The sequence below is a fragment of the Paraburkholderia sp. BL6669N2 genome (assembly GCF_003387275.1).
Lineage (GTDB): Bacteria > Pseudomonadota > Gammaproteobacteria > Burkholderiales > Burkholderiaceae > Paraburkholderia.
Genome location: NZ_QUNA01000001.1, coordinates 744,014 through 762,308 on the forward strand (window position 1 = coordinate 744,014; position 18,295 = coordinate 762,308).

An 18,295-nucleotide genomic window follows, 5' to 3' on the forward strand; every position below is an offset into this window, starting at 1 on the left:
TGGATTCCCCGTCGCGCGCTCACCGGCGCTGCTCGCGCAAGCACGTCGCCGCATGATTCAGATTCGAGCTCGATCGGCCGCCGCATGCCGGCCGTCCTGCCATTGGGCGTTGACGACCGACGGCCGAGTGCCCCGCCCAGCGCGCTTTTTTGCGGACGAACGTTGTTCCGTTTCGGGGCACGCGTTCGCCTCACAATTCGCAAAGCTCAATTGAGTTATTGCTTCAGGCGAAGTCAGTCGAGCGCGACAACGCCTCCCACGTTTCGATTTCCTCCTTCAGCGCCGCCAGCTTTGTCTTCACCAGATCGAGCGCATCGTTGCCGAGCAGCAGATGCACGGGCGGATTCTTTGCCGCGACGATTTCCAGCAGCGCCTGCGCCGCCTTGCGCGGATCGCCCGCCTGCTTGCCGCTCTTTGCTTCGCGCGCTTCGCGGATCGGGTCGAACAGGGCGTCATAGTCGGCGATGCTCCGGCCCGCGCGGACCATCGAGCGGCCGGCCCAATCGGTGCGGAACGAGCCGGGCGCGACCGCCGTGACCTTGATGCCGAAGCCCGCCACTTCTTTGGCGAGCGTGTCGGTGATGCCTTCGAGCGCGAACTTGCTGCCGCAGTAGTACGCAATGCCGGGCATCGTGATGAAGCCGCCCATCGACGTGATGTTGACGATGTGCCCCGAGCGCCGCTCGCGCATGGCGGGCAGCACGGCCTTGATCATCGCCACCGCGCCGAACACGTTGACGTCGAATTGACGGCGCAGATCGTCGAGCGGCGATTCTTCCAGCGTGCCCTCGTGTCCGTAGCCGGCGTTGTTGACGAGGACGTCGATCGGGCCGACGCTGTGGGTGATCGCGGCGATAGCGGGCGTGATCGCCTCGAAATCCGTGACGTCGAGCACGACCGCGTGCGCCCGTGCGGCCGCCAACGCCGTGAACGCATCGCGCGCGGCCTCGTTGCGCACCGTGCCGACGACGGTATGGCCCGCGTCGAGCGCCGCCTGCGCGAAGGCGCGCCCGAAGCCGGAACTGACGCCGGTGATCAGAAACGTTTTGCTCATGGTGATCCACTCCTTGATTTTGTCCGTCATCACATGGCGCTTTCGGGCGAAAACGCGGGGCATCGACGGAAACGGCCCAGAACTGAATGGTAGGAGCGGCAGGGCCCGGCGCGAATGCCGGGTCGTCTGCGTTGATTGCCTAATCCTATGAACGGATGGATTTTTCGACGCCGCGGTGGCAGAGTGCAAACTACTTAGCGATATCGACAGAGCCCGCAATGAAGCACAAACATCAGGATCCGGGCGCGAGCCAGCGCATGGTGGCCTTGCTCGAAAATCTCGCGCCGCTGGAAGGCTACAACCTCACCGTGCTGCCCGACGTGCGCTTTCTGCGGTCGAACCGGCCGCTGAGCCGCACCCCGGTGCTGTACGACCCGGGCGTCGTGATCGTCTGCCAGGGGCGCAAGCGGGGCTTTCTCGGCGAGACGGTCTACGTGTACGACGCGCAGCACTATCTGGCCGTCTCTGTGCCGGTGCCGTTCTCGATGGAAACCGAAGCGAGCGAGGCCAAGCCCTTGCTCGCCATCTATTTCCGCCTCGACTTCAAAGTCGCCGCGGACCTGATGCTGCAGCTGGACGAGCGGGACGCGGGCGTGCCGGCCGAACCGCGCGGCATGATGTCGACGCCGCTCGACGCGAAACTGAGCGCTTCGGTATTGCGCTTTCTCGAGGCGATGAGCGTGCCGCTGGAGGCGGAACTACTCGGACCAGCGCTGGTGCGCGAAATCTACTTTCACGTGCTGACCGGCGAGCAGGGCGGATCGATGCGCGCCGCGCTGACCGCGCAAGGCCAGTTCGCGCGGATCGCCAGAGTGATCCGCAAGATTCACGCGTGCTATCGCGAACCGCTCGACATCGGGCAGCTCGCGCTGGAAGCGAACATGAGCGTGCCCAGCTTCCACTCGCACTTCAAGGCGGTGACGCGCACGTCGCCGATGCAATATCTCAAGTCGACACGGCTTCATCAGGCGCGCCTGCTGATGGTGAGAAACGAGGTGACGGCGGCGCACGCGTGCGTGCAGGTGGGCTATGAAAGCGCCTCGCAATTCAGCCGCGAATTCAAGCGCCTGTTCGGCCGCAGTCCGGTCGAAGAGGCTGAACGGATGCGCAAATCCTTCGCCGTGCCGCCTCCCGCGCCGGGTACCGTATTCGTCGCCTCGCACTGAGCGGAGCTGGCCCGGCGCGCGTGGCGCAAACTGTGTCTGTCCGTTCCATCGAGCCGTCGATACGCTTTGAACCCATGCTACAGATACTCGGCAAGACCTCATCCATCAACGTCCGCAAAGTCTTGTGGACCTGCGCCGAACTCGCGCTTCCATTCGAACAGCAAGACTGGGGCTCCGGATTTCGCGCGACCAATGTACCGGAATTTCTCGCGCTGAACCCCAATGCGATGGTGCCCGTCATCAAAGACGGCGAGTTCGTGCTGTGGGAGTCGAACTCCATCATCCGCTATCTGACCGGCCGCTATCGAGGCGAGTGGTTATATCCGCTCGATCCATGCGAGCGCGCCCGCTGCGATCAATGGATCGACTGGCAGGCGAGCGAATTGAACCGTTCCTGGAGCTACGCCTTTCTGGCGCTGGTCCGGCATTCTCCGGCTCACCAGGATCCGCGGCAGATCGAGCTGTCTTGCGCGAATTGGGCGAGGCACATGGCCATGATCGAAGGACAGTTGCGGAAAACCGGCGCGTTCATCGCCGGGGACGCGTTTTCGCTCGCGGACATTCCGCTCGCGCTGTCCATCAACCGTTGGCTGGAAACACCGCTGCAGCACAGCGATTTGCCGGCGGTTGACGCCTATATGACGCGTCTCGCCACGCGTGAAGGCTACCGGATGTATTGTCGCAACGGTACGCCGTAACGCCTGCGCAAACTCCCGCGCCTTACAACAATCCGTGCGCAATGCTTACGGATTCCCGAGCATGCATGCGCTGCTGCGCGGCGCGCCCCGACTCGCCTACAATGGCCACTTTTGCGACACCGATTGAAGGTTCCATGATGCGGGTATCGAAAGTTGCGCTGGCGTTGCTGGCCGCGTGTTTCACTCTGAATGCGAGCGCCGAGATGACGGCCGCGCAGTACAAACAATGGGCGCATGCGGATAACAACTCGATCTACGCCGCGTACATTACCGGCACGATCAACGCGTTCGGCTGGGCCAACGGCGAACTGGTATCGAAGAAGAAGCCGCCGCTCTTCTGTCCGCCGCAAAATCTCGCCATCGGTAACCAGAACGTCTATCCGTTGCTCGACACGTTCTTCGCCAACCACCCCGGCCTGTCGGACGATTTTCCGGTCGGCCTCGCGATTCTCCGTTCGCTTCAGGCGGCGTTTCCCTGCTGAGGCACATTCTGAGGAGCACCGCTTGCCGGTGAGTGGCAGCAACGCGGGATAACCGGTGCAAGCCCGAAGCGGGGCCACTCAAGGCCCCGCGTTTCGTCAAACCTGCACGAGCTTCGGAATCTGCACGTCCGGATTGACGTCCGCTTCGTAATCCACGCCCGCGATCTCGAAGCCGAACAGACGCAGGAAATCCGTCTTGTAGCCGCTGAAGTCGGTGAGTTCGTAGATATTGTCGTTGGTCACCTGGGTCCACAGTTCCTGCACGCGGTTCTGCACCTCGGGGTCGAGCTCCTTGTAGTCCGCGCGCAGACGGCCTTCTTCGTCGATGTGCGGCGCCGCGCCGTACAGGCTGTCCTTGTACAGGCCGTAGACCTGCTCGATGCAGCCTTCGTGCGTGCCTTTCTCCTTCATGACCTTGAAGAGCAGCGACAGATACAGGGGCATCATCGGGATCGCGGAACTCGCTTGCGTGACGACCGCCTTCAGCACCGAGACGCGCGCATCGCCGCCCTTGGGCGCCAGCTTTTCGCGAATGCCCAGCACTTTCTGGTCGAGGTCCTTCTTGGCCGCGCCGATCGAGCCGTTCCAGTAAATGTCGTGTGTGATCTTCTCGCCGAGGTAGGTGAACGCGGTGGTCTTCGCGCCGTCCGCGAGCACGCCGGCTTCGAGCAGGGCGTCGATCCACATCTGCCAGTCTTCGCCGCCCATCACCGCGACGGTGTCGTCGATTTCCTTCTGGGTGGCGGGTTCGAGCACGGTTTCCTTGATGACTTCCTTGTCCGTGTCGATGCCGCGCAGATTCACCGCCTTGCCGACCGGCTTGAGCGTCGAACTGAACACTTCGCCGCTCTTCGGATGCGTGCGCTTGGGCGCGGCAAGGCTGTAGACGACCAGATCGACCTGACCCAGATCGCGCTTGATGACTTCAATGGTGCGCGCTTTGACTTCGTCGGAGAAGGCGTCGCCGTTGATGCTGGTCGCGTACAGGCCCGTTTCCGTGGCGAATTTCTCGAAGGCGGCGGTGTTGTACCAGCCGGCCGTGCCAGCCTTGGTTTCGCTGCCGGCGCGCTCGAAGAACACGCCGAGCGTGGCGGCGTCCGAGCCGAACGCCGCGCTGATGCGGGCGGCGAGGCCGTAGCCCGTGGATGCGCCGATCACCAGCACTTTCTTCGGGCCGTTGGCGATGGGGCCGCGTGCCTTGACGTAGTCGATCTGTTCGCGGACGTTGGCTTCGCAGCCGGTCGGATGGGTGGAAACACAGATGAAGCCACGCACGCGCGGTTTGATGATCATGAAGCACCTCTTGTCGGAATTGGCGACATTATAGTGGGCCGCGATGGTTGCGGGCGCGCCGCGGCGCTTTGGCTTCTGGCTGCGCTCCGGCCGCGCGCCGTGGGCAAAAAATCGGCCGCCGCCGCGCGACTTGGTAGGATTGCGCCTTTCCCGTCCGACGATTGGCTAGTGTGAAGCGCCTCATCCCCTCATTTCTGGCGGCCCTCGATAAAGGGCTGACCCTCGCCAACCCGCTCGTCGCCCAGGCTCTGTGGCACCTGCGCCACCCGACGCGCCGTGGCGTGCTGAAGGCTTGCGCGGCGCTTCCACTGTTGCTGGTGCTGTACGTGCTGATCCTGATTCCGTTCACACCGGGGATCGGCGACATCCGCAAGGCCAAGATCGAGCAGCCGGCGCAGATTCTCTCGGCGGACGGCAAGCTGCTGGCCGAATTCAAGCCGTCCAACCGCGAGTGGGTCAAGCTCAAGGACATCTCGCCGAACGTGGTGAATGCGCTGATCGCCACCGAAGATCACCGCTTCTACGAGCATTGGGGTCTCGACTGGCGGCGCACGGCCTCGGCCGCGCTGCATACGTTTTCCGGCGACCGGCAGGGCGGCTCGACCATCACGCAACAACTCGCCCGCAATCTCTATCCCGACGAAATCGGCCGCGCGCCGACGCTCACGCGCAAGCTGAAGGAAGCGATCACGGCCTTCAAGATCGAGGCGCTCTACAGCAAGAACGAGATTCTCGAGACCTACCTGAACACGGTGCCGTTCCTCTACAACGCCTATGGCATCGAGATGGCGGCGCGCACCTATTTCGACAAATCAGCTTCCGACCTGAACGTGCTGGAAAGCGCGACGCTCACCGGCATGCTCAAGGGCAACAGCTACTACAACCCGGTGCTGAACCCCGAGCGCGCGCTGCAGCGGCGCGATACGGTGCTCGGCCAGATGGTCAAGTACGGAAAACTGACACCGGCCGCCTACGCGACGTTGAGCCGCCGGTCGCTGCGCATCGATTTCGAGCGCCAGACCGAGCCGCCCGGCCCCGCGCCGCATTTCGCGCAGCAACTGCGCAAGTGGCTCGCGTCGTGGGCGGACCGGAACGACTACAACATGTATGCCGACGGGCTGGTGGTGCGCACCACCATCGATTCGCGTCTGCAGACCATGGCGACTCAGGCCGTGACCTTGCAGGGCAACCAGTTGCAGGGCATCGCCAATGCGGCGTGGGGCAGCCGCGCGGGCTGTTCGAACGGCCGCGATCTGCTGCAGACCTTCCTGCGCGAAACGCCCGACTACCGCGCCGCCAAAGACGCCGGCCTGACCGATGACGACGCGCTCAAGCGCGTCTCGTCCGACCGCAATCTCATGAAGTCGGTGTGCGAGTCCAAAACGCGGGTGCAGGCGGATTTTCTCGCCATGGACCCGCGCAACGGCCAGATCCGCGCGTGGGTGGGCAGCCGCGACTTCAGCCAGGACCCGTTCGACCATGTTCAACAGGCGCGCCGCCAGCCGGGCTCGACCTTCAAGCCGTTCGTCTACGCGGCGGCTTTCGAGTCGGGCGCGAAACCCGCCGACACTTTCATCGATAAGCCCGTGGAAATTCCGCTGGCAGGCGGCGAAATCTGGCGTCCGAGCGACGAGGACGAGCCGAGCGAGCGCAAGATCAGCCTGCGCGACGGCCTTGCATACTCGCGCAACCGCATTACCGCGCAACTGATGGAGACGGTCGGGCCGGACAAGGTTGCCGGATTAGCCCGCGCGATGGGCGTGCGCGACAGCGAACTGGATCCGGTGCCGTCGCTCGCGCTCGGCACGAGCCCTGTCACGCTGAAGGAAATGGTGTCGGCCTACGGCACGATCGCCAACCTCGGTGCCTACGTGGAGCCGGTTATGGTCACACGCATCGAGAACCGCAAAGGCGAGGTGCTGGCCGAGTTCGCGCCGGTGTCGCCGAAACAGGAACTGCCCGCCGACACCGACCGTGTGCTGATCGACGTCATGCGCGACGTGGTGAACCGTGGCACGGGTTCGAGCATTCGCAACCGCTTCGGCGTGCGCGGCGACGTCGCGGGCAAGACGGGCACCACGCAGGGCAATGCGGACGGCTGGTTCATCCTGATTCATCCGCAGCTCGTGGCGGGGGCGTGGGTCGGTTTCAACGACAGCCGCGTGACCCTGCGCAGCGACTACTGGGGTCAGGGCGCGCACAGCGCGCTGCCGATCGTCGGCGATTTCTTCCAGCGCGCGCAGCGTTCGAGGCTGGTCGATAGCCGCGTCAAATTCGCCACCGACCAGCAGCCGGGTTGGTTCGCCGAACGCTCGGGCAGGTTGCGGGAGTGGTTCCAGACTCTGTTCGCGGGGTCGCCGGGCAAGCCGGAGACGCGGGTGGTGCAGCGCGGGACGACGCGCCGGCCGCCGACTGCCGTGCCGGAACAACCGGCAGTTGCGCCGTCGGCGTCGGCGGCTTTGGCCGAGCCGCGGGGATTGCCGCAGCCGCCGCTGCTGCCGTCACCAGCTTCAGCGCCGGTGGCGGCGAGCGGGGCGGTCGACGGTGAAGCGCGCGGTGGCGGTGAACCGGCACTCGCGCCGACGCCCACGCCCGACGACGTGGTGCCGCCGGACGCCGGCAGCCCGGCAAACGCGTTGCCGGAGACGTCGGCGGGCGGGCGCGGGTCGCCGTGAGCGATGCGGTGTAGTCCGCGCTGCGTGGCTGAGCCGGGTCGGCGCTTTTCGCCGGTGCGGCTGAATTCGCGGCGTTTTCCGCAGGAGCTGCCGCGCTCATGTGGTTCGTTCCAAAGCACGGCTCAGCTCGCGCGGCGCTTTCCACAAATGCGTCTGAGCCACGCATTACTTTTCAGCGGCGCGGCGACCTGACGCGACTCGCTTCGGCCGCGGCGGCCAGCGCGGCTACGACCTGGCCGCCTCGGCCGCTCGCGTCGCCTGCGGATCCGAAAACCCCGCCGCCGCTTCGAGCGAAGCATCGTGATGCAGCAACAGCACGGCCGCGACGCCGACCAGCCCCGCGCCCGACAGGCACAGCAAACCGGCGCCGAAGCCGCCGGTGCTGTCCTTGATCCAGCCCATCGCATACGGTCCAAAGAAACCCGCCAGATTGCCGAGCGAATTGACCGCGGCGATGCCGCCCGCTGCTGCCGCCCCTGACAGGAACGAGGCCGGCAAGGTCCAGATCACCGGCAGGCAACCGAAGATGCCGAACCCGGCAATCGACAGCGCGATCATCTTCTGCACCGGATTGTCGAGCCCGGCGGCCGCCGCGATGCCGCCCGCCGCCACCAGCAGCGCAATCGCCACGTGCCGTTTGCGTTCGAGCTTGCGGTCCGAGTGCCGTCCCCAGAACACCATGCTGATCACGCCGACGATATACGGCAGCGACGTCACGAAGCCCGTCTGCAGATTGGTGAGCCCGAACGATTTGACGATCTGCGGCAGGAAGAAGCTCAGCCCGTAGTTGGTTGCATTCGCACCGAAATAGATCAGGGCGACCGCGAGGACGCGCGGGTTGAAGAGCGCCTCTTTGACGCTGAACTTATGCACCGCTTCGCGATGCGCGCGCTCCTGCGTCTGACGCGCGACCAGCCAGCCGCGTTCGTCGGTGGCGAGCCAAGTGGCGTCGGCGGGCTTGTCGGTGAGGTAGGAGAGTACGACGAACGCGAGCACCAGCGCGGGCGCCGCCTCGATCAGATAGACCCACTGCCAGCCGGCCAGACCGGCGAAGCCGTCCATCGACAGCAATGCGCCGGAAATCGGGCCGCCGATCACCGTGGACAGCGGGATCGCCGCCATGAAATAGCCGACTACGCGACCGCGATACGCGGCGGGAAACCACAGCGTGAGCAGGAAGATGATGCCCGGGAAGAAACCCGCCTCCGCCACGCCGAGCAGAATCCGCAGGCCGTAAAACACGTGCGCGGGGGAGAGTCCTGTAAAGCGCGCAATATCTGGGATATACGCCATTGCACCCGCGAGAACGCCCCACGTGAACATGATCCGCGCAATCCAGCGGCGCGCGCCGAATTTCTCCAGCAGCAGATTAGATGGGACTTCGAAGAAAAAATACGCGATGAAGAAAATCCCGGCGCCGAAACCGAAAGCACTCGCGGACAGGCCGAGCGCCTTGTTCATCTGCAGTGCCGCAAAGCCGACGTTGACGCGGTCGAGATAGGCAATGAAATAACACAGGATCAGGAACGGCACGAGCCGAACCGTTACGCGTTTCATGGTGCGTGCTTCGAGATCCATCGATGTCTCCTCCGGTTTAGCATCCGGCTGGTTTAAATGATGTCGTTACAGACTAGACGCTGAAAACCGATTCCGGAAGGTTTTTGCACAGTGCGCAATGCGGCGTGCTCAGGTCCACGGAACGTGAACCTTGTCGAGATTGCGGTCGAGCTGGTACGCCGCGCTGATCAGCGCGAGATGCGTGAGCGCCTGCGGAAAATTGCCGAGCGCCTCGCCGCTGGTGGCCACTTCCTCGGAAAACAGGCCGACGTGATTCGCGTACGCGAGCATCTTTTCGAACACGAGGCGGCCTTCGTCCACGCGTCCGGCGCGCGCCAGCGCTTCCGCATACCAGAACGAACAGGCGCTGAAGCCGCCTTCGATGCCGGGCAGACCGTCGAGCGTCGTGCCGCGTGTATAGCGGAAGATCAGCGGGTCCACTTTCAGTTCGCTGCCGATCGCGTCGAGCGTGCCGAGCCAGCGCGGATCAGTCGGCCCGATGAAGCGCACGAGCGGCATCATCAACGCGGACGCATCGAGCCGTTGCGAATCCGGCGTCTGCACGAACGCGTTCAGTTCGTCGTTCCAGAAGTGCTCGTGAATGTCGGCGTGGATCGCGTCGCGGGTGTCGAACCAGCGTTTGAGCGGCGCAGGCAGGGAACGCTTTTCCGCCAGCCGCAGCGCGCGGTCCACCGTGACCCAGCACATCAGCCGCGAATGGAGCAGGGGCCGCAGGCCGTTGCGAAACTCCCAGATGCCGTGGTCCGGTTCGCGCCAGTGTTCGACCACATAGTCGACCGTGCGCGTGACGTCGCGCCAGCCGTCGTGCGAGATCGCGGCGCCGTACTTGTTGTACAGATAGATCGCGTCGAGCAGCGCGCCGTATACGTCGAGCTGGATCTGATCGCGCGCGGCGTTGCCGACGAGCGGCACGCCCGCTGAGCCATCGCCGTTCGACAGCGCCGCGATTTCGGTTTCTTCCGGCGGCTCCTTGCCGTCGACGGTGTACATGACGTTCAGCGAGCCGTCCGAGTCGCATTGCCGGCTGCGTCCGGCGATCCATGTCATGAAATTGCGCGCTTCGCCGGTATAGCCGAGACGCAGCAGCGCGTACACGGAGAACGCGGCGTCGCGAATCCATGTGAAGCGGTAGTCCCAGCGGCGCGAACCGTCGAGCGCTTCGGGAAGCCCGAAGGTCGGTGCGGCGACGATCGCACCATGCTCGCTGGAACTGAGCAGCTTCAAGGTCAGCGCCGAGCGCATCACGACCTCACGATAGCGGCCGCGATAGGTGGATTGCGCCGACCAGCTTCGCCAGTAGCGGACCGTATCGGTCAGCGCCGTTTCGCAATCGAACGACTTTTCGCGCAAGCCTTCGGCGTCGCCGAAAGCGAAGCCGGCCGTTTCGCCATGACTCAGCTCGAACTCCGCGTGCGCGGCGCCGTGGTCGAGCGCGAGCGGCACGGTGCAGTTCAGGCGCAGTTGCATGCCGCTTTCAATCCCGGCGTCGGTGGCGGCGTGGAATTCGACGCCGCCGTTCTTATCGATGTGAGCCGTGTGCGCGCCGCGTGCATAGTCGAAGCGCGGCTCGCAACGCATCCTGAACGCCATGCGCCCGTGCACGACCCGCACGACGCGGATCACGCAGTTGGGTAGCGGCGCGTCAGCAGCGGCGCCGCCGCCGTCCTCGGGCACCGGCATGAAGTCCATCAGTTCGCAGACGCCCTCGGGCGTCATGAAACGGGTCAGCAGGACATTGGTGTCGGGCAGATACATCTGCTTGACGTTGGCGCCTTCGAACGCGGGTTCGATCGAGAAAGCGCCGCCGCGCGACGGCTCGAGCAGGCCGGCAAAAATCGCCGGCGAGTCGATGCGCGGAAAGCACATGAAGTCGATCGAGCCGCGCAGCGAGACGAGCGCCGTGGTCTTCATATTGCCGATCACGCCGCGCGCGTCGGTCGGCAGGGCGGGTCTCGGTGGAACGGGTCGTTGATCGGACATGTCTGCACACTCCGTGAAGCGAGCCGCGATGCGCTCATACGAAACCCGTCAGCAACGTCTGTGCCGCGCCGTTTGCGCGGGCCGGGCGGGGATTGTTCGGGCGCGCGCAACAGTGTTTTCGGGTGGTGAGGCTGATCTCTTACGCGTGATTGCGGATAATTTCATGATTGGTCAATCCGCAAAAATTCTGCAGGTGATACATGTTCAACACTGTCTCAGGCCGCATCCCGGAACGGGGCGAGGCATCCGGGGCGCTCGCGGCGCGAAACGCATTGTCAGGGCGCGCCCGTGCCTTCATTGCGGCCGTGGCGGCGTGCGCGAGTCTCGTGGGCTGCGCCAGTTCCAGCGACGTGGTCGCCACCGGCAAAGCCAATACTTATACGGTCGCGGCCAGCGCGACAGGCGGACGCCTCGCGTGGGCCCGCGCGCATGAGCATGCGATGAGCGAGGCGCGCGATTACTGCGAGCGTCGCGGCATGCAGGCCAGCGTGGTGACGGAAACCGTCAGCGGCGTGCAAGGGTTGACGGAGCATGGGTCGTCGATGAGTTTCGAATGTCATCCGAAGTTTTAGGCGCGGCGGGGGGCTGCGAAGTCGGCAAGCAAGCAACTCGGGTGTAAGAACTCCAGCGCTCGTCCGCTTGCCGGTCAGGCGTTCACGTCAATGCAGTTTCACTTCTTGTCAAACGTAACCAGCTTCTTGTCTTTCGTATCGGCCACGAAAATCGCCAGCAGCCTGGCGGGTTCGGTATCGCTCGCGTTTTCGCTCACGGTGTGATGCACGCCGGGCTTCTCGGTCCAGTGCTCACCCGCGTGGTAGACGCGTTCTTCGCCGTCGTTCACGCGGCTGCGGATCGCTCCCGACAGCACGTAGCCGACCACGAAAGCCTGGCCGTGCCGATGCGGCGTCGACTTGCCGCCGGGCGCATAGTCGACGACGAGCGCCGTCATCGTCTTGCCCGGCACGTTGGCGATCGCCTCGGTGAACGCGGGCGTGATCGTCTCGTGCGGCGCGCTCGCGTCAGCGGCGAATGCGGGTTGGGCAACCCCGAAAATGGAGAGGCCGACGAGCACGGCCGCCGCGCTCAGTGTGCGATTCTTCATGCTGTGACTCCTGACAAAGCGTGAGCGATTTCATTGCTCGAATCCGCTGCCGACGACGCCCAGTTCGACGCCACCGCGTCCAGTTCGGCGCGTGCGCGCTGAAGCGCCTCCGTGCGCGCCTCGGGAAGGGCAAACTGCAGCGGCTGGGCATCGACAAAGGTCGGATCGGCGACGCCGAGAAAGCCGAACGCGGCTCTCAGCGAAGGCGTGAGCGCATCCATGCCTTCATAAGGCGAACCCGCGCGCAAATCCGCGCCGCGGCTCGTGATGAAGAGCACTTTCTGACGTGAAAGCTGGCCGACCACGCGGCCGTCGTCCGCATTCACATAGGTCAGGCCCGTCCGCGTGATGCTGTCGATAAACGCCTTGAACGCGGAGGGCATCGACCAGTTGTACATGGGCATGGCGAAGACGAACGCATCGGCGTCGAGCAGCCGTTGGCACAGCGCATCCGAACCGGCCAGCGTCGCCTTCATGGCAGGCGTGCGATCCTGCGCGGCCGTGTACGTGGCGATGGCGAAAGCCTCGTTGACATGCGGCGGGGTGTCGATCGTGACATCCAGATAATCGACTTCGACCTGCGCGCCTTCTTCGCGCAGGCGTTCCAGAAAATAGCGGCTCAATGAGCGGGAGTTGGATCGCTCGCGCTTGGCGCTGGCGTCGACGTGCATGATCTTCATGATTTCCGTCCTTCCGTGAGTGACTGGATGGTTTAGCGTGAGAGCAGATTAAATGCTCGAATGGCTTTGCGAAATGACCGATTTTCGGTAATTCAAGGTGACCACTTTGCGCACCTGCGGTAGCCAGCACGCAGCGGACTAGGGCATATAAATGAAACAGTCATGTGCCGGAAGCGATCCTTGTGGATATCTGACTTTGCAGATAAAGTTAAACGCACTGAACGAGGGGGCACGCATGAAGCACTACACGCCGGACAATTTCAGCCTGACGCTGAGCGTGGGTTTCTTGATTAACAAAGCACGCAACCTGTTGATCAACGAAATGGACGCCGCGCTGAAGGATCTGGACATTACCAGTCAGCAGATGGGCATTCTGCTGTCCATGCGCCGGGGGTTCGCCACCACGCCGTTCGAATTGTCGCGCTTGCTTGGCATCGACACTGGTTTGATGACGCGCATGCTCGACAAGCTGGAAATCAAGGGTTTGCTGGAACGCTCGCGCAGCATCGAAGACCGCCGCGTCGTCAACCTGAAACTGACGGAAGAGGGCGAAGCGGTCGCCGCGCGGCTTCCGGAGATCGCGCCGGTGGTGCTGAACCGCCGTCTAAAGAAGTTTACGAAAGCCGAATTCGAGGAATTGCGCCGTCTGCTGAACAAGTTTCTCGCTGAGTAGGCGAGGCCAGCCAAACATGCTGCGAACGCTCGCGGCAATTTTTTCAACCTTTTATCTGACAAGTCAGACAATGAAGCCACAGTTAATTCCACGGATCGCCGGCTCGCGGATCGCGAAGGCCGGTGTGACGGTGATCTTCGCGGCCGTACTGTCCGCCTGCGCGAATTACGCCGGTATCTCGAGCGACAAGCAGATGGCGCAAGCGCAGACCTACGCGACTCAACAAAGCATTCCGCGAGACAACGGTCATTGGCCGGCCGCCGATTGGGCCGACCAGTTCGGCGACGCGCAACTGAAGGCCTTGCTCGTTGAAGCGCTGAAGGGCAATCCGTCGGTCGAGCAGGCCCGCGCCCGCGTCGCGGCGGCAGCCGCGTACAGCGACACGGCGAAGGCGAGTACCCTGCCGAAAGTCGGCGCGGACTATTCGCTGACGCGTCAGCAGTATTCGGGCACGGCGCTCGTGCCGCCGCCGTACGGCGGGTCGTGGCAAACGGAGAATAAGGGCTTGCTGTCCGCGTCCTACGATCTCGATCTGTGGGGCAAGAATCGCGAAGCGCTGAAAGCGTCGCTGTCGCAACTGCAGGCGACCCAGGCGGACGAGGAAGTCGTCAAGCTGTCCCTCACGTCGGCCGTGGCGCGCGACTACAACCAGCTTGCGCGGCTCTATGCGTTGCGTGACATCGCGCAGGAAGAAATCACCCAGCGCGAACAGATCGACCGCATTACCGCCGGGCGCATCGCAACGGGCCTCGACACGCAAGTGGAACGCAAGACGGCGCAGGCGAATCTCGCCACCAGCCGCGCGACGCTCGCGTCCATCGACGGCAGCATCGTTACCACGCGCTATCAGCTGGCCGCCTTGCTCGGCGCCGGACCGGACCGCGGTCTCGCCATCGCGCGGCCGACACTCGGCGTGGGGGACGAAGTGCGCCTGCCCGACAACTTGCCGGCCGATCTGGTGAGCCGCCGCCCCGACCTGGTCGCGGCGAAATGGCGCGTCGACGCGCTCACGCACGACGTCAAGGAAGCCAAGGCCGAGTTCTATCCCGACATCAACCTGAGCGCCGCGATCGGTCTCGACGCGTTCGGTTTCGGCCGTTTCCTGACGGCGGCGAGCCGCACGGCGTCGGTCGGCCCCGCGATCCATTTGCCGATTTTCGACGGCGGTCAGTTGCGCGCGCAATTGAAAGGGCGTTACGCCGATTTCGACTACGCCGTTGCCACATATAACCAGACGCTGGTCACGGCCTTGTCCGAAGTCGCGACGCAACTCGCGCAAATCCGTTCGACGGACGAGCAGCTCGCCGACGCGCAAGCCGCCCAGCAAGCCGCCCGCGACGCCGATCAATTGGCGCTCGTGCAATACAAGGCCGGCCTCACGAATCAGCTGACGGTGCTGAACGCCGACACCACGGCGCTCGCCGCCGACCAGCAGGTCGCGAATCTGAAGATGAACCGGCGCGATCAGCAGATCGCGCTGGCCGCGGCGCTCGGCGGCGGTTATGTCGATAACGCCGCTTCGGTCGCCAGCAGCGGCGCCGCCGTTCCCGCCGCCTCGGCCAATCCCGTCGTCGCCGCCGCGCGTTAAAGCGCCATCGCGACACCTTGCCAAACTGTCAGGACCCACATCATGAGCGACACGATCAACACCAGCCGCAAGACGGCGGACGCGGACCAACCCCTGCAAACGCAGCCCCCCACGAGGCGCAAGCTGCTGCTGTCCCTGCTGGCCGCCACCGTCGTGCTGGCCGGCGCGGGCTACGGCGCGTACTACTACACGAGCGGGCGCTACTATCAATCCACCGACGACGCCTACGTGAGCGGCAACCTCGTGCAACTGACGCCGCAAGTGAGCGGCACGGTGGTCGCGGTCAACGCCGACGACACGCAGATCGTCAAGCAGGGCGCGCCGATTGTCACGCTGGATAACGCCGACGCAAAGGTCGCGCTGTCGAACGCGGAAGCGACGCTCGGCCAGACCGTGCGGCAGGTCAGCGGCCTGTACGTGAACAACGATTTCTACGCGGCAACCGTCGCACGACGTCAATCGGATCTGGCCCGCGCCATCGACGACCTGAAGCGCCGTCAGGCGGTGGCCGAAACAGGCGCGGTGTCCGGCGAGGACATCGCGCATGCCCGCGACGCCGTCAGTTCCGCGCAGGCCGCGCTCGACGCCGCGCGCCAGCAGGCCGAGGCCAATCATGCGCTGACCGACCGCACGTCGATCGAACAGCACCCGAACGTGCAGGCCGCGGCCTCGAAAGTGCGCGACGCCTATCTGAGCTACGCGCGCAACACCTTGCCCGCGCCCGTGACCGGCTATGTCGCGCGCCGTTCGGTGCAGGTCGGCCAGCGCGTTGCGCCGGGCACGCCGTTGATGGCGATCGTGCCGCTCGACGGCGTATGGGTCGACGCGAATTTCAAGGAAAGCCAGTTGAGGCGCATGCGCATCGGCCAGCCCGTCACGCTCACCGCTGACGTGTACGGCTCCGGCGTCAAGTATCACGGCCGGGTTGAAGGCTTCTCGGCGGGCACGGGCTCGGCGTTCGCCGTACTGCCCGCGCAGAACGCCACCGGCAACTGGATCAAGGTCGTGCAGCGTCTGCCGGCGCGGATCCTGCTCGACCAGAATGAACTGAACGCGCACCCGCTGCGAATTGGGCTGTCGATGCAGGTCGAGGTCGACACGCACGAGGAAACCGGCGCTCAACTCGGCGCGGCGGTCAACACCTCGTACCACACCGACGTATTCGCACGGTACGGCGACGAAGCCGACGCGGAGATCACCCGGATCATCGAGCAGAACATGCCGGCGAAGCACGCGGTGGCCGCGAGCCCCACGCAGAAAAACACCGCGCGCAAGGCCGGTTGAAGCCACGACCACCGAGCGCCGTTTTTTTTGCGCATTTAACTGATAAGTCAGATAGTTTTGCCTTCCTCGACAGGTGATGAAATGAATGGATCGACGCAGCCCGCCGCGCTGCCGCCGCTAACCGGCGGCAAGCTGGTGCTGGCGACGCTTGCCGTGGCGCTCGCCACGTTTATGAACGTGCTGGACTCATCGATCGCGAACGTGGCGATTCCGACGATTGCCGGCAATCTCGGCGTGTCGGTGGACGAGGGCACCTGGGTGATCACGCTGTTCGCCGCCGCCAACGCCATCGCAATTCCGTTGACCGGCTGGCTCGTGCAGCGTGTCGGGCAGATCAAGCTGTTCGTCTGGGCGATTCTGTTGTTCGTGCTGTCGTCGTGGCTGTGCGGAATCGCGCCGAATCTGCCGGTGCTGCTCGCGGCGCGGATTCTGCAGGGCGCGGTGGCGGGTCCGTTGATCCCGCTGTCGCAAGCCATTCTGCTCGGCTCGTATCCGAAAGAGAAATCCGCGACCGCGCTCGCCTTGTGGGCGATGACCGCGACCGTCGGCCCGATTGCGGGCCCGGCGCTCGGCGGCTGGATTACCGACAGCTACTCGTGGTCATGGATCTTCTACATCAACATTCCGGTGGGCCTGTTCGCGGCCGGCGTGACGTGGGCGATCTACCGCACCCGCGAAACCCCGACGAAGCGCTTGCCGATCGACAAGGTCGGCCTGCTCGCGCTGATCGCATGGGTCGGCTCGTTGCAGATCATGCTCGACAAGGGCAAGGACCTCGACTGGTTCAACTCGCCGGTGATCGTCACCCTGACCGTGTTTGCTGCGATCAGCTTCGCGTTCTTCGTGATCTGGGAGCTGACTGAAAAGAATCCGATCGTCGATTTGCGCTTGTTCGGCAAACGCAATTTTCTCGGCGGCACGATCGCGATTTCGGTGGCGTACGCGGTGTTTTTCTCCAACCTCGTGCTGTTGCCGCAGTGGATGCAGGGGTATCTGAACTACCGTTCCGTCGACGCCGGTCTAGCGACCGCGCCGCTTGGCATCTTCGCCGTCATTCTCGCGCCGGTCATGGCGAAGATCATGCCGAAGTCCGATGCGCGAGTGCTGGCTACGCTGGCTTTCGTCGGCTTCGCCGGCGTGTTCTTCATGCGCTCGAACTACACCACCGGCGTGGATACGTGGACGCTGGTCCTGCCGACGCTGTTGCAAGGTATCCCGACGGCGCTCTTCTTCGTGCCGCTGACCGCGATCATTCTGTCAGGTCTCGCGCCCGACCGGATTCCGGCCGCGGCCGGTCTGTCGAACTTCGCGCGGGTGTTCGCCGGCGCGGTCGGCACGTCGCTGGCCTCGACGGGATGGAACGACCGGACGATCCTGCATCATGCGCAACTGGCCGAGCAGACGAGCGTGAATAATCCGACTTACACGGCTGCGCTGGATGCACTGCAAAGTACTTTGGGCGGCGGTCAGGCCCAGGCGATGGCGTTCTTCGAACGCTCGATGAATACCCAGGCGGCCATGCTGGGACTGAACGATATTTTCTGGCTGTCGGCGGTGATCTTCGTATTGATCATCCCGTTGATCTGGGTGACGAAACCGGATCGCTCCAGTTCCGCCGCGGCGGCGGGAGCGGGCGGTCATTGAAGGCGGCACCGGCGGCGGGCGGCATGGTTTCCCGTATTTACTAAGGCCCGTTCGCCGCCTACGATAGATTCAGGTTTCGGGGTAGCGCGCAATCTGTTGGTATAAAAAATAGCGCGCGCTTCGAGGTCTTACGTTGCTCCTGTGCGTCTTACGGCACTAACGTCTTGCGGGAGAGCGCCATGATTCGCGCCGAACGTCGGATTGTATTCGCGGCCATTGCGGTGTTCGTCGCGCTCGGCGGCATGGCGATGGTCATTCACGGCGTGCTGTTCGACACGCGCAATGCCATGTTATACGGCGGAATCTTGCTTGTGCTCGGCGTCGCGGTGCTGGCGCTGATGCTGACGCCGCGACCGACGGATAGCTCCTGAAGTCACGCTGCCGCCAGCAAACAGAAA

General features: G+C 64.2%; 16 protein-coding genes. 10 read left to right on the top strand and 6 right to left on the bottom strand.

Annotated features, from left to right (window positions below; genetic code table 11):
• Positions 1–223 precede the first annotated feature (223 nt).
• Positions 224–1,054, bottom strand: coding sequence for an oxidoreductase (locus B0G80_RS03315; RefSeq protein WP_116119495.1), 831 nt, complete (start codon positions 1,052–1,054; stop codon positions 224–226).
• Between the two features lie 218 nt (positions 1,055–1,272).
• On the opposite strand from B0G80_RS03315, the gene B0G80_RS03320 reads away from it, so the two are divergent.
• The 3 genes from B0G80_RS03320 (at position 1,273) to B0G80_RS03330 (ending at position 3,400) form a co-directional block, all read left to right on the top strand.
• Complete coding sequence (locus B0G80_RS03320; protein ID WP_116116972.1) at positions 1,273–2,220, top strand: AraC family transcriptional regulator; 948 nt, start codon at positions 1,273–1,275, stop codon at positions 2,218–2,220.
• A gap of 74 nt (positions 2,221–2,294) precedes the next feature.
• The gene (locus tag B0G80_RS03325) at positions 2,295–2,918 is read left to right on the top strand and encodes a glutathione S-transferase family protein (RefSeq protein ID WP_116116973.1); all 624 of its coding nucleotides are present in this window, start codon (positions 2,295–2,297) and stop codon (positions 2,916–2,918) included.
• Between the two features lie 134 nt (positions 2,919–3,052).
• The gene (locus B0G80_RS03330) at positions 3,053–3,400 is read left to right on the top strand and encodes a hypothetical protein (protein ID WP_258878795.1); all 348 of its coding nucleotides are present in this window, start codon (positions 3,053–3,055) and stop codon (positions 3,398–3,400) included.
• 96 nt (positions 3,401–3,496) lie between these two features.
• On the opposite strand, the gene fabV is transcribed toward B0G80_RS03330, so the two are convergent.
• Entirely contained in the window at positions 3,497–4,693 is a 1,197-nt protein-coding gene (gene fabV / locus B0G80_RS03335) for an enoyl-ACP reductase FabV (RefSeq protein WP_116116974.1), read from the bottom strand.
• 170 nt (positions 4,694–4,863) lie between these two features.
• On the opposite strand from fabV, the gene B0G80_RS03340 reads away from it, so the two are divergent.
• Positions 4,864–7,368, top strand: a complete 2,505-nt coding sequence (locus B0G80_RS03340) for a penicillin-binding protein 1A (RefSeq protein WP_116116975.1) — start codon at positions 4,864–4,866, stop codon at positions 7,366–7,368.
• A gap of 225 nt (positions 7,369–7,593) precedes the next feature.
• On the opposite strand, the gene B0G80_RS03345 is transcribed toward B0G80_RS03340, so the two are convergent.
• Positions 7,594–8,946, bottom strand: a complete 1,353-nt coding sequence (locus tag B0G80_RS03345) for an MFS transporter (RefSeq protein WP_116116976.1) — start codon at positions 8,944–8,946, stop codon at positions 7,594–7,596.
• A gap of 108 nt (positions 8,947–9,054) precedes the next feature.
• Positions 9,055–10,926, bottom strand: coding sequence for a glycoside hydrolase family 15 protein (locus B0G80_RS03350; protein ID WP_116116977.1), 1,872 nt, complete (start codon positions 10,924–10,926; stop codon positions 9,055–9,057).
• A gap of 200 nt (positions 10,927–11,126) precedes the next feature.
• Between B0G80_RS03350 and B0G80_RS03355 the strand changes: the two genes are divergently transcribed.
• Positions 11,127–11,498 (top strand): hypothetical protein, encoded by a 372-nt coding sequence (locus B0G80_RS03355; protein WP_106281240.1) that lies wholly within the window; start codon positions 11,127–11,129, stop codon positions 11,496–11,498.
• A 98-nt stretch (positions 11,499–11,596) separates the two neighbouring features.
• On the opposite strand, the gene B0G80_RS03360 is transcribed toward B0G80_RS03355, so the two are convergent.
• Both B0G80_RS03360 and B0G80_RS03365 read right to left on the bottom strand, forming a co-directional pair.
• Complete coding sequence (locus B0G80_RS03360; RefSeq protein WP_116116978.1) at positions 11,597–12,028, bottom strand: cupin domain-containing protein; 432 nt, start codon at positions 12,026–12,028, stop codon at positions 11,597–11,599.
• Positions 12,025–12,708, bottom strand: a complete 684-nt coding sequence (locus B0G80_RS03365) for an FMN-dependent NADH-azoreductase (RefSeq protein ID WP_116116979.1) — start codon at positions 12,706–12,708, stop codon at positions 12,025–12,027. Before B0G80_RS03365 ends, B0G80_RS03360 begins: the two co-directional genes overlap by 4 nt.
• A 235-nt stretch (positions 12,709–12,943) precedes the next feature.
• Here B0G80_RS03365 and B0G80_RS03370 point away from each other — a divergent pair, with 235 nt between their 5' ends.
• The 5 genes from B0G80_RS03370 to B0G80_RS03390 all read left to right on the top strand — a co-directional run bounded on the left by B0G80_RS03370 (position 12,944) and on the right by B0G80_RS03390 (position 18,268).
• On the top strand, positions 12,944–13,381 hold the full coding sequence (locus B0G80_RS03370; protein ID WP_106281245.1) for a MarR family winged helix-turn-helix transcriptional regulator: 438 nt from the start codon (positions 12,944–12,946) through the stop codon (positions 13,379–13,381).
• Between the two features lie 70 nt (positions 13,382–13,451).
• Positions 13,452–14,969 carry an efflux transporter outer membrane subunit gene (locus tag B0G80_RS03375; RefSeq protein WP_116119497.1) on the top strand — a complete coding sequence of 506 codons (1,518 nt, stop codon included), beginning with the start codon at positions 13,452–13,454 and terminating at the stop codon, positions 14,967–14,969.
• Positions 14,970–15,011: 42 nt separating this feature from the next.
• Complete coding sequence (locus tag B0G80_RS03380; RefSeq protein WP_116116980.1) at positions 15,012–16,253, top strand: HlyD family efflux transporter periplasmic adaptor subunit; 1,242 nt, start codon at positions 15,012–15,014, stop codon at positions 16,251–16,253.
• Between the two features lie 81 nt (positions 16,254–16,334).
• Entirely contained in the window at positions 16,335–17,897 is a 1,563-nt protein-coding gene (locus B0G80_RS03385; protein ID WP_116116981.1) for a DHA2 family efflux MFS transporter permease subunit, read from the top strand.
• A 179-nt stretch (positions 17,898–18,076) separates the two neighbouring features.
• Positions 18,077–18,268, top strand: a complete 192-nt coding sequence (locus B0G80_RS03390) for a DUF2964 family protein (RefSeq protein ID WP_106281251.1) — start codon at positions 18,077–18,079, stop codon at positions 18,266–18,268.
• Positions 18,269–18,295: the final 27 nt, after the last annotated feature.

What these genes read in the sequence shown, in the direction of transcription:
- B0G80_RS03330 (WP_258878795.1), top strand. Translation starts at nt 3,053, where the DNA reads ATGATGCGGGTATCGAAAGTTGCGCTGGCGTTGCTGGCCGCGTGTTTC.
- B0G80_RS03360 (WP_116116978.1), bottom strand. Translation starts at nt 12,028, where the DNA reads ATGAAGAATCGCACACTGAGCGCGGCGGCCGTGCTCGTCGGCCTCTCC.
- B0G80_RS03350 (WP_116116977.1), bottom strand. Translation starts at nt 10,926, where the DNA reads ATGTCCGATCAACGACCCGTTCCACCGAGACCCGCCCTGCCGACCGAC.
- B0G80_RS03380 (WP_116116980.1), top strand. Translation starts at nt 15,012, where the DNA reads ATGAGCGACACGATCAACACCAGCCGCAAGACGGCGGACGCGGACCAA.
- B0G80_RS03385 (WP_116116981.1), top strand. Translation starts at nt 16,335, where the DNA reads ATGAATGGATCGACGCAGCCCGCCGCGCTGCCGCCGCTAACCGGCGGC.
- B0G80_RS03390 (WP_106281251.1), top strand. Translation starts at nt 18,077, where the DNA reads ATGATTCGCGCCGAACGTCGGATTGTATTCGCGGCCATTGCGGTGTTC.
- B0G80_RS03365 (WP_116116979.1), bottom strand. Translation starts at nt 12,708, where the DNA reads ATGAAGATCATGCACGTCGACGCCAGCGCCAAGCGCGAGCGATCCAAC.
- B0G80_RS03375 (WP_116119497.1), top strand. Translation starts at nt 13,452, where the DNA reads ATGAAGCCACAGTTAATTCCACGGATCGCCGGCTCGCGGATCGCGAAG.
- fabV (WP_116116974.1), bottom strand. Translation starts at nt 4,693, where the DNA reads ATGATCATCAAACCGCGCGTGCGTGGCTTCATCTGTGTTTCCACCCAT.
- B0G80_RS03355 (WP_106281240.1), top strand. Translation starts at nt 11,127, where the DNA reads ATGTTCAACACTGTCTCAGGCCGCATCCCGGAACGGGGCGAGGCATCC.
- B0G80_RS03370 (WP_106281245.1), top strand. Translation starts at nt 12,944, where the DNA reads ATGAAGCACTACACGCCGGACAATTTCAGCCTGACGCTGAGCGTGGGT.
- B0G80_RS03345 (WP_116116976.1), bottom strand. Translation starts at nt 8,946, where the DNA reads ATGGATCTCGAAGCACGCACCATGAAACGCGTAACGGTTCGGCTCGTG.
- B0G80_RS03320 (WP_116116972.1), top strand. Translation starts at nt 1,273, where the DNA reads ATGAAGCACAAACATCAGGATCCGGGCGCGAGCCAGCGCATGGTGGCC.
- B0G80_RS03325 (WP_116116973.1), top strand. Translation starts at nt 2,295, where the DNA reads ATGCTACAGATACTCGGCAAGACCTCATCCATCAACGTCCGCAAAGTC.
- B0G80_RS03315 (WP_116119495.1), bottom strand. Translation starts at nt 1,054, where the DNA reads ATGAGCAAAACGTTTCTGATCACCGGCGTCAGTTCCGGCTTCGGGCGC.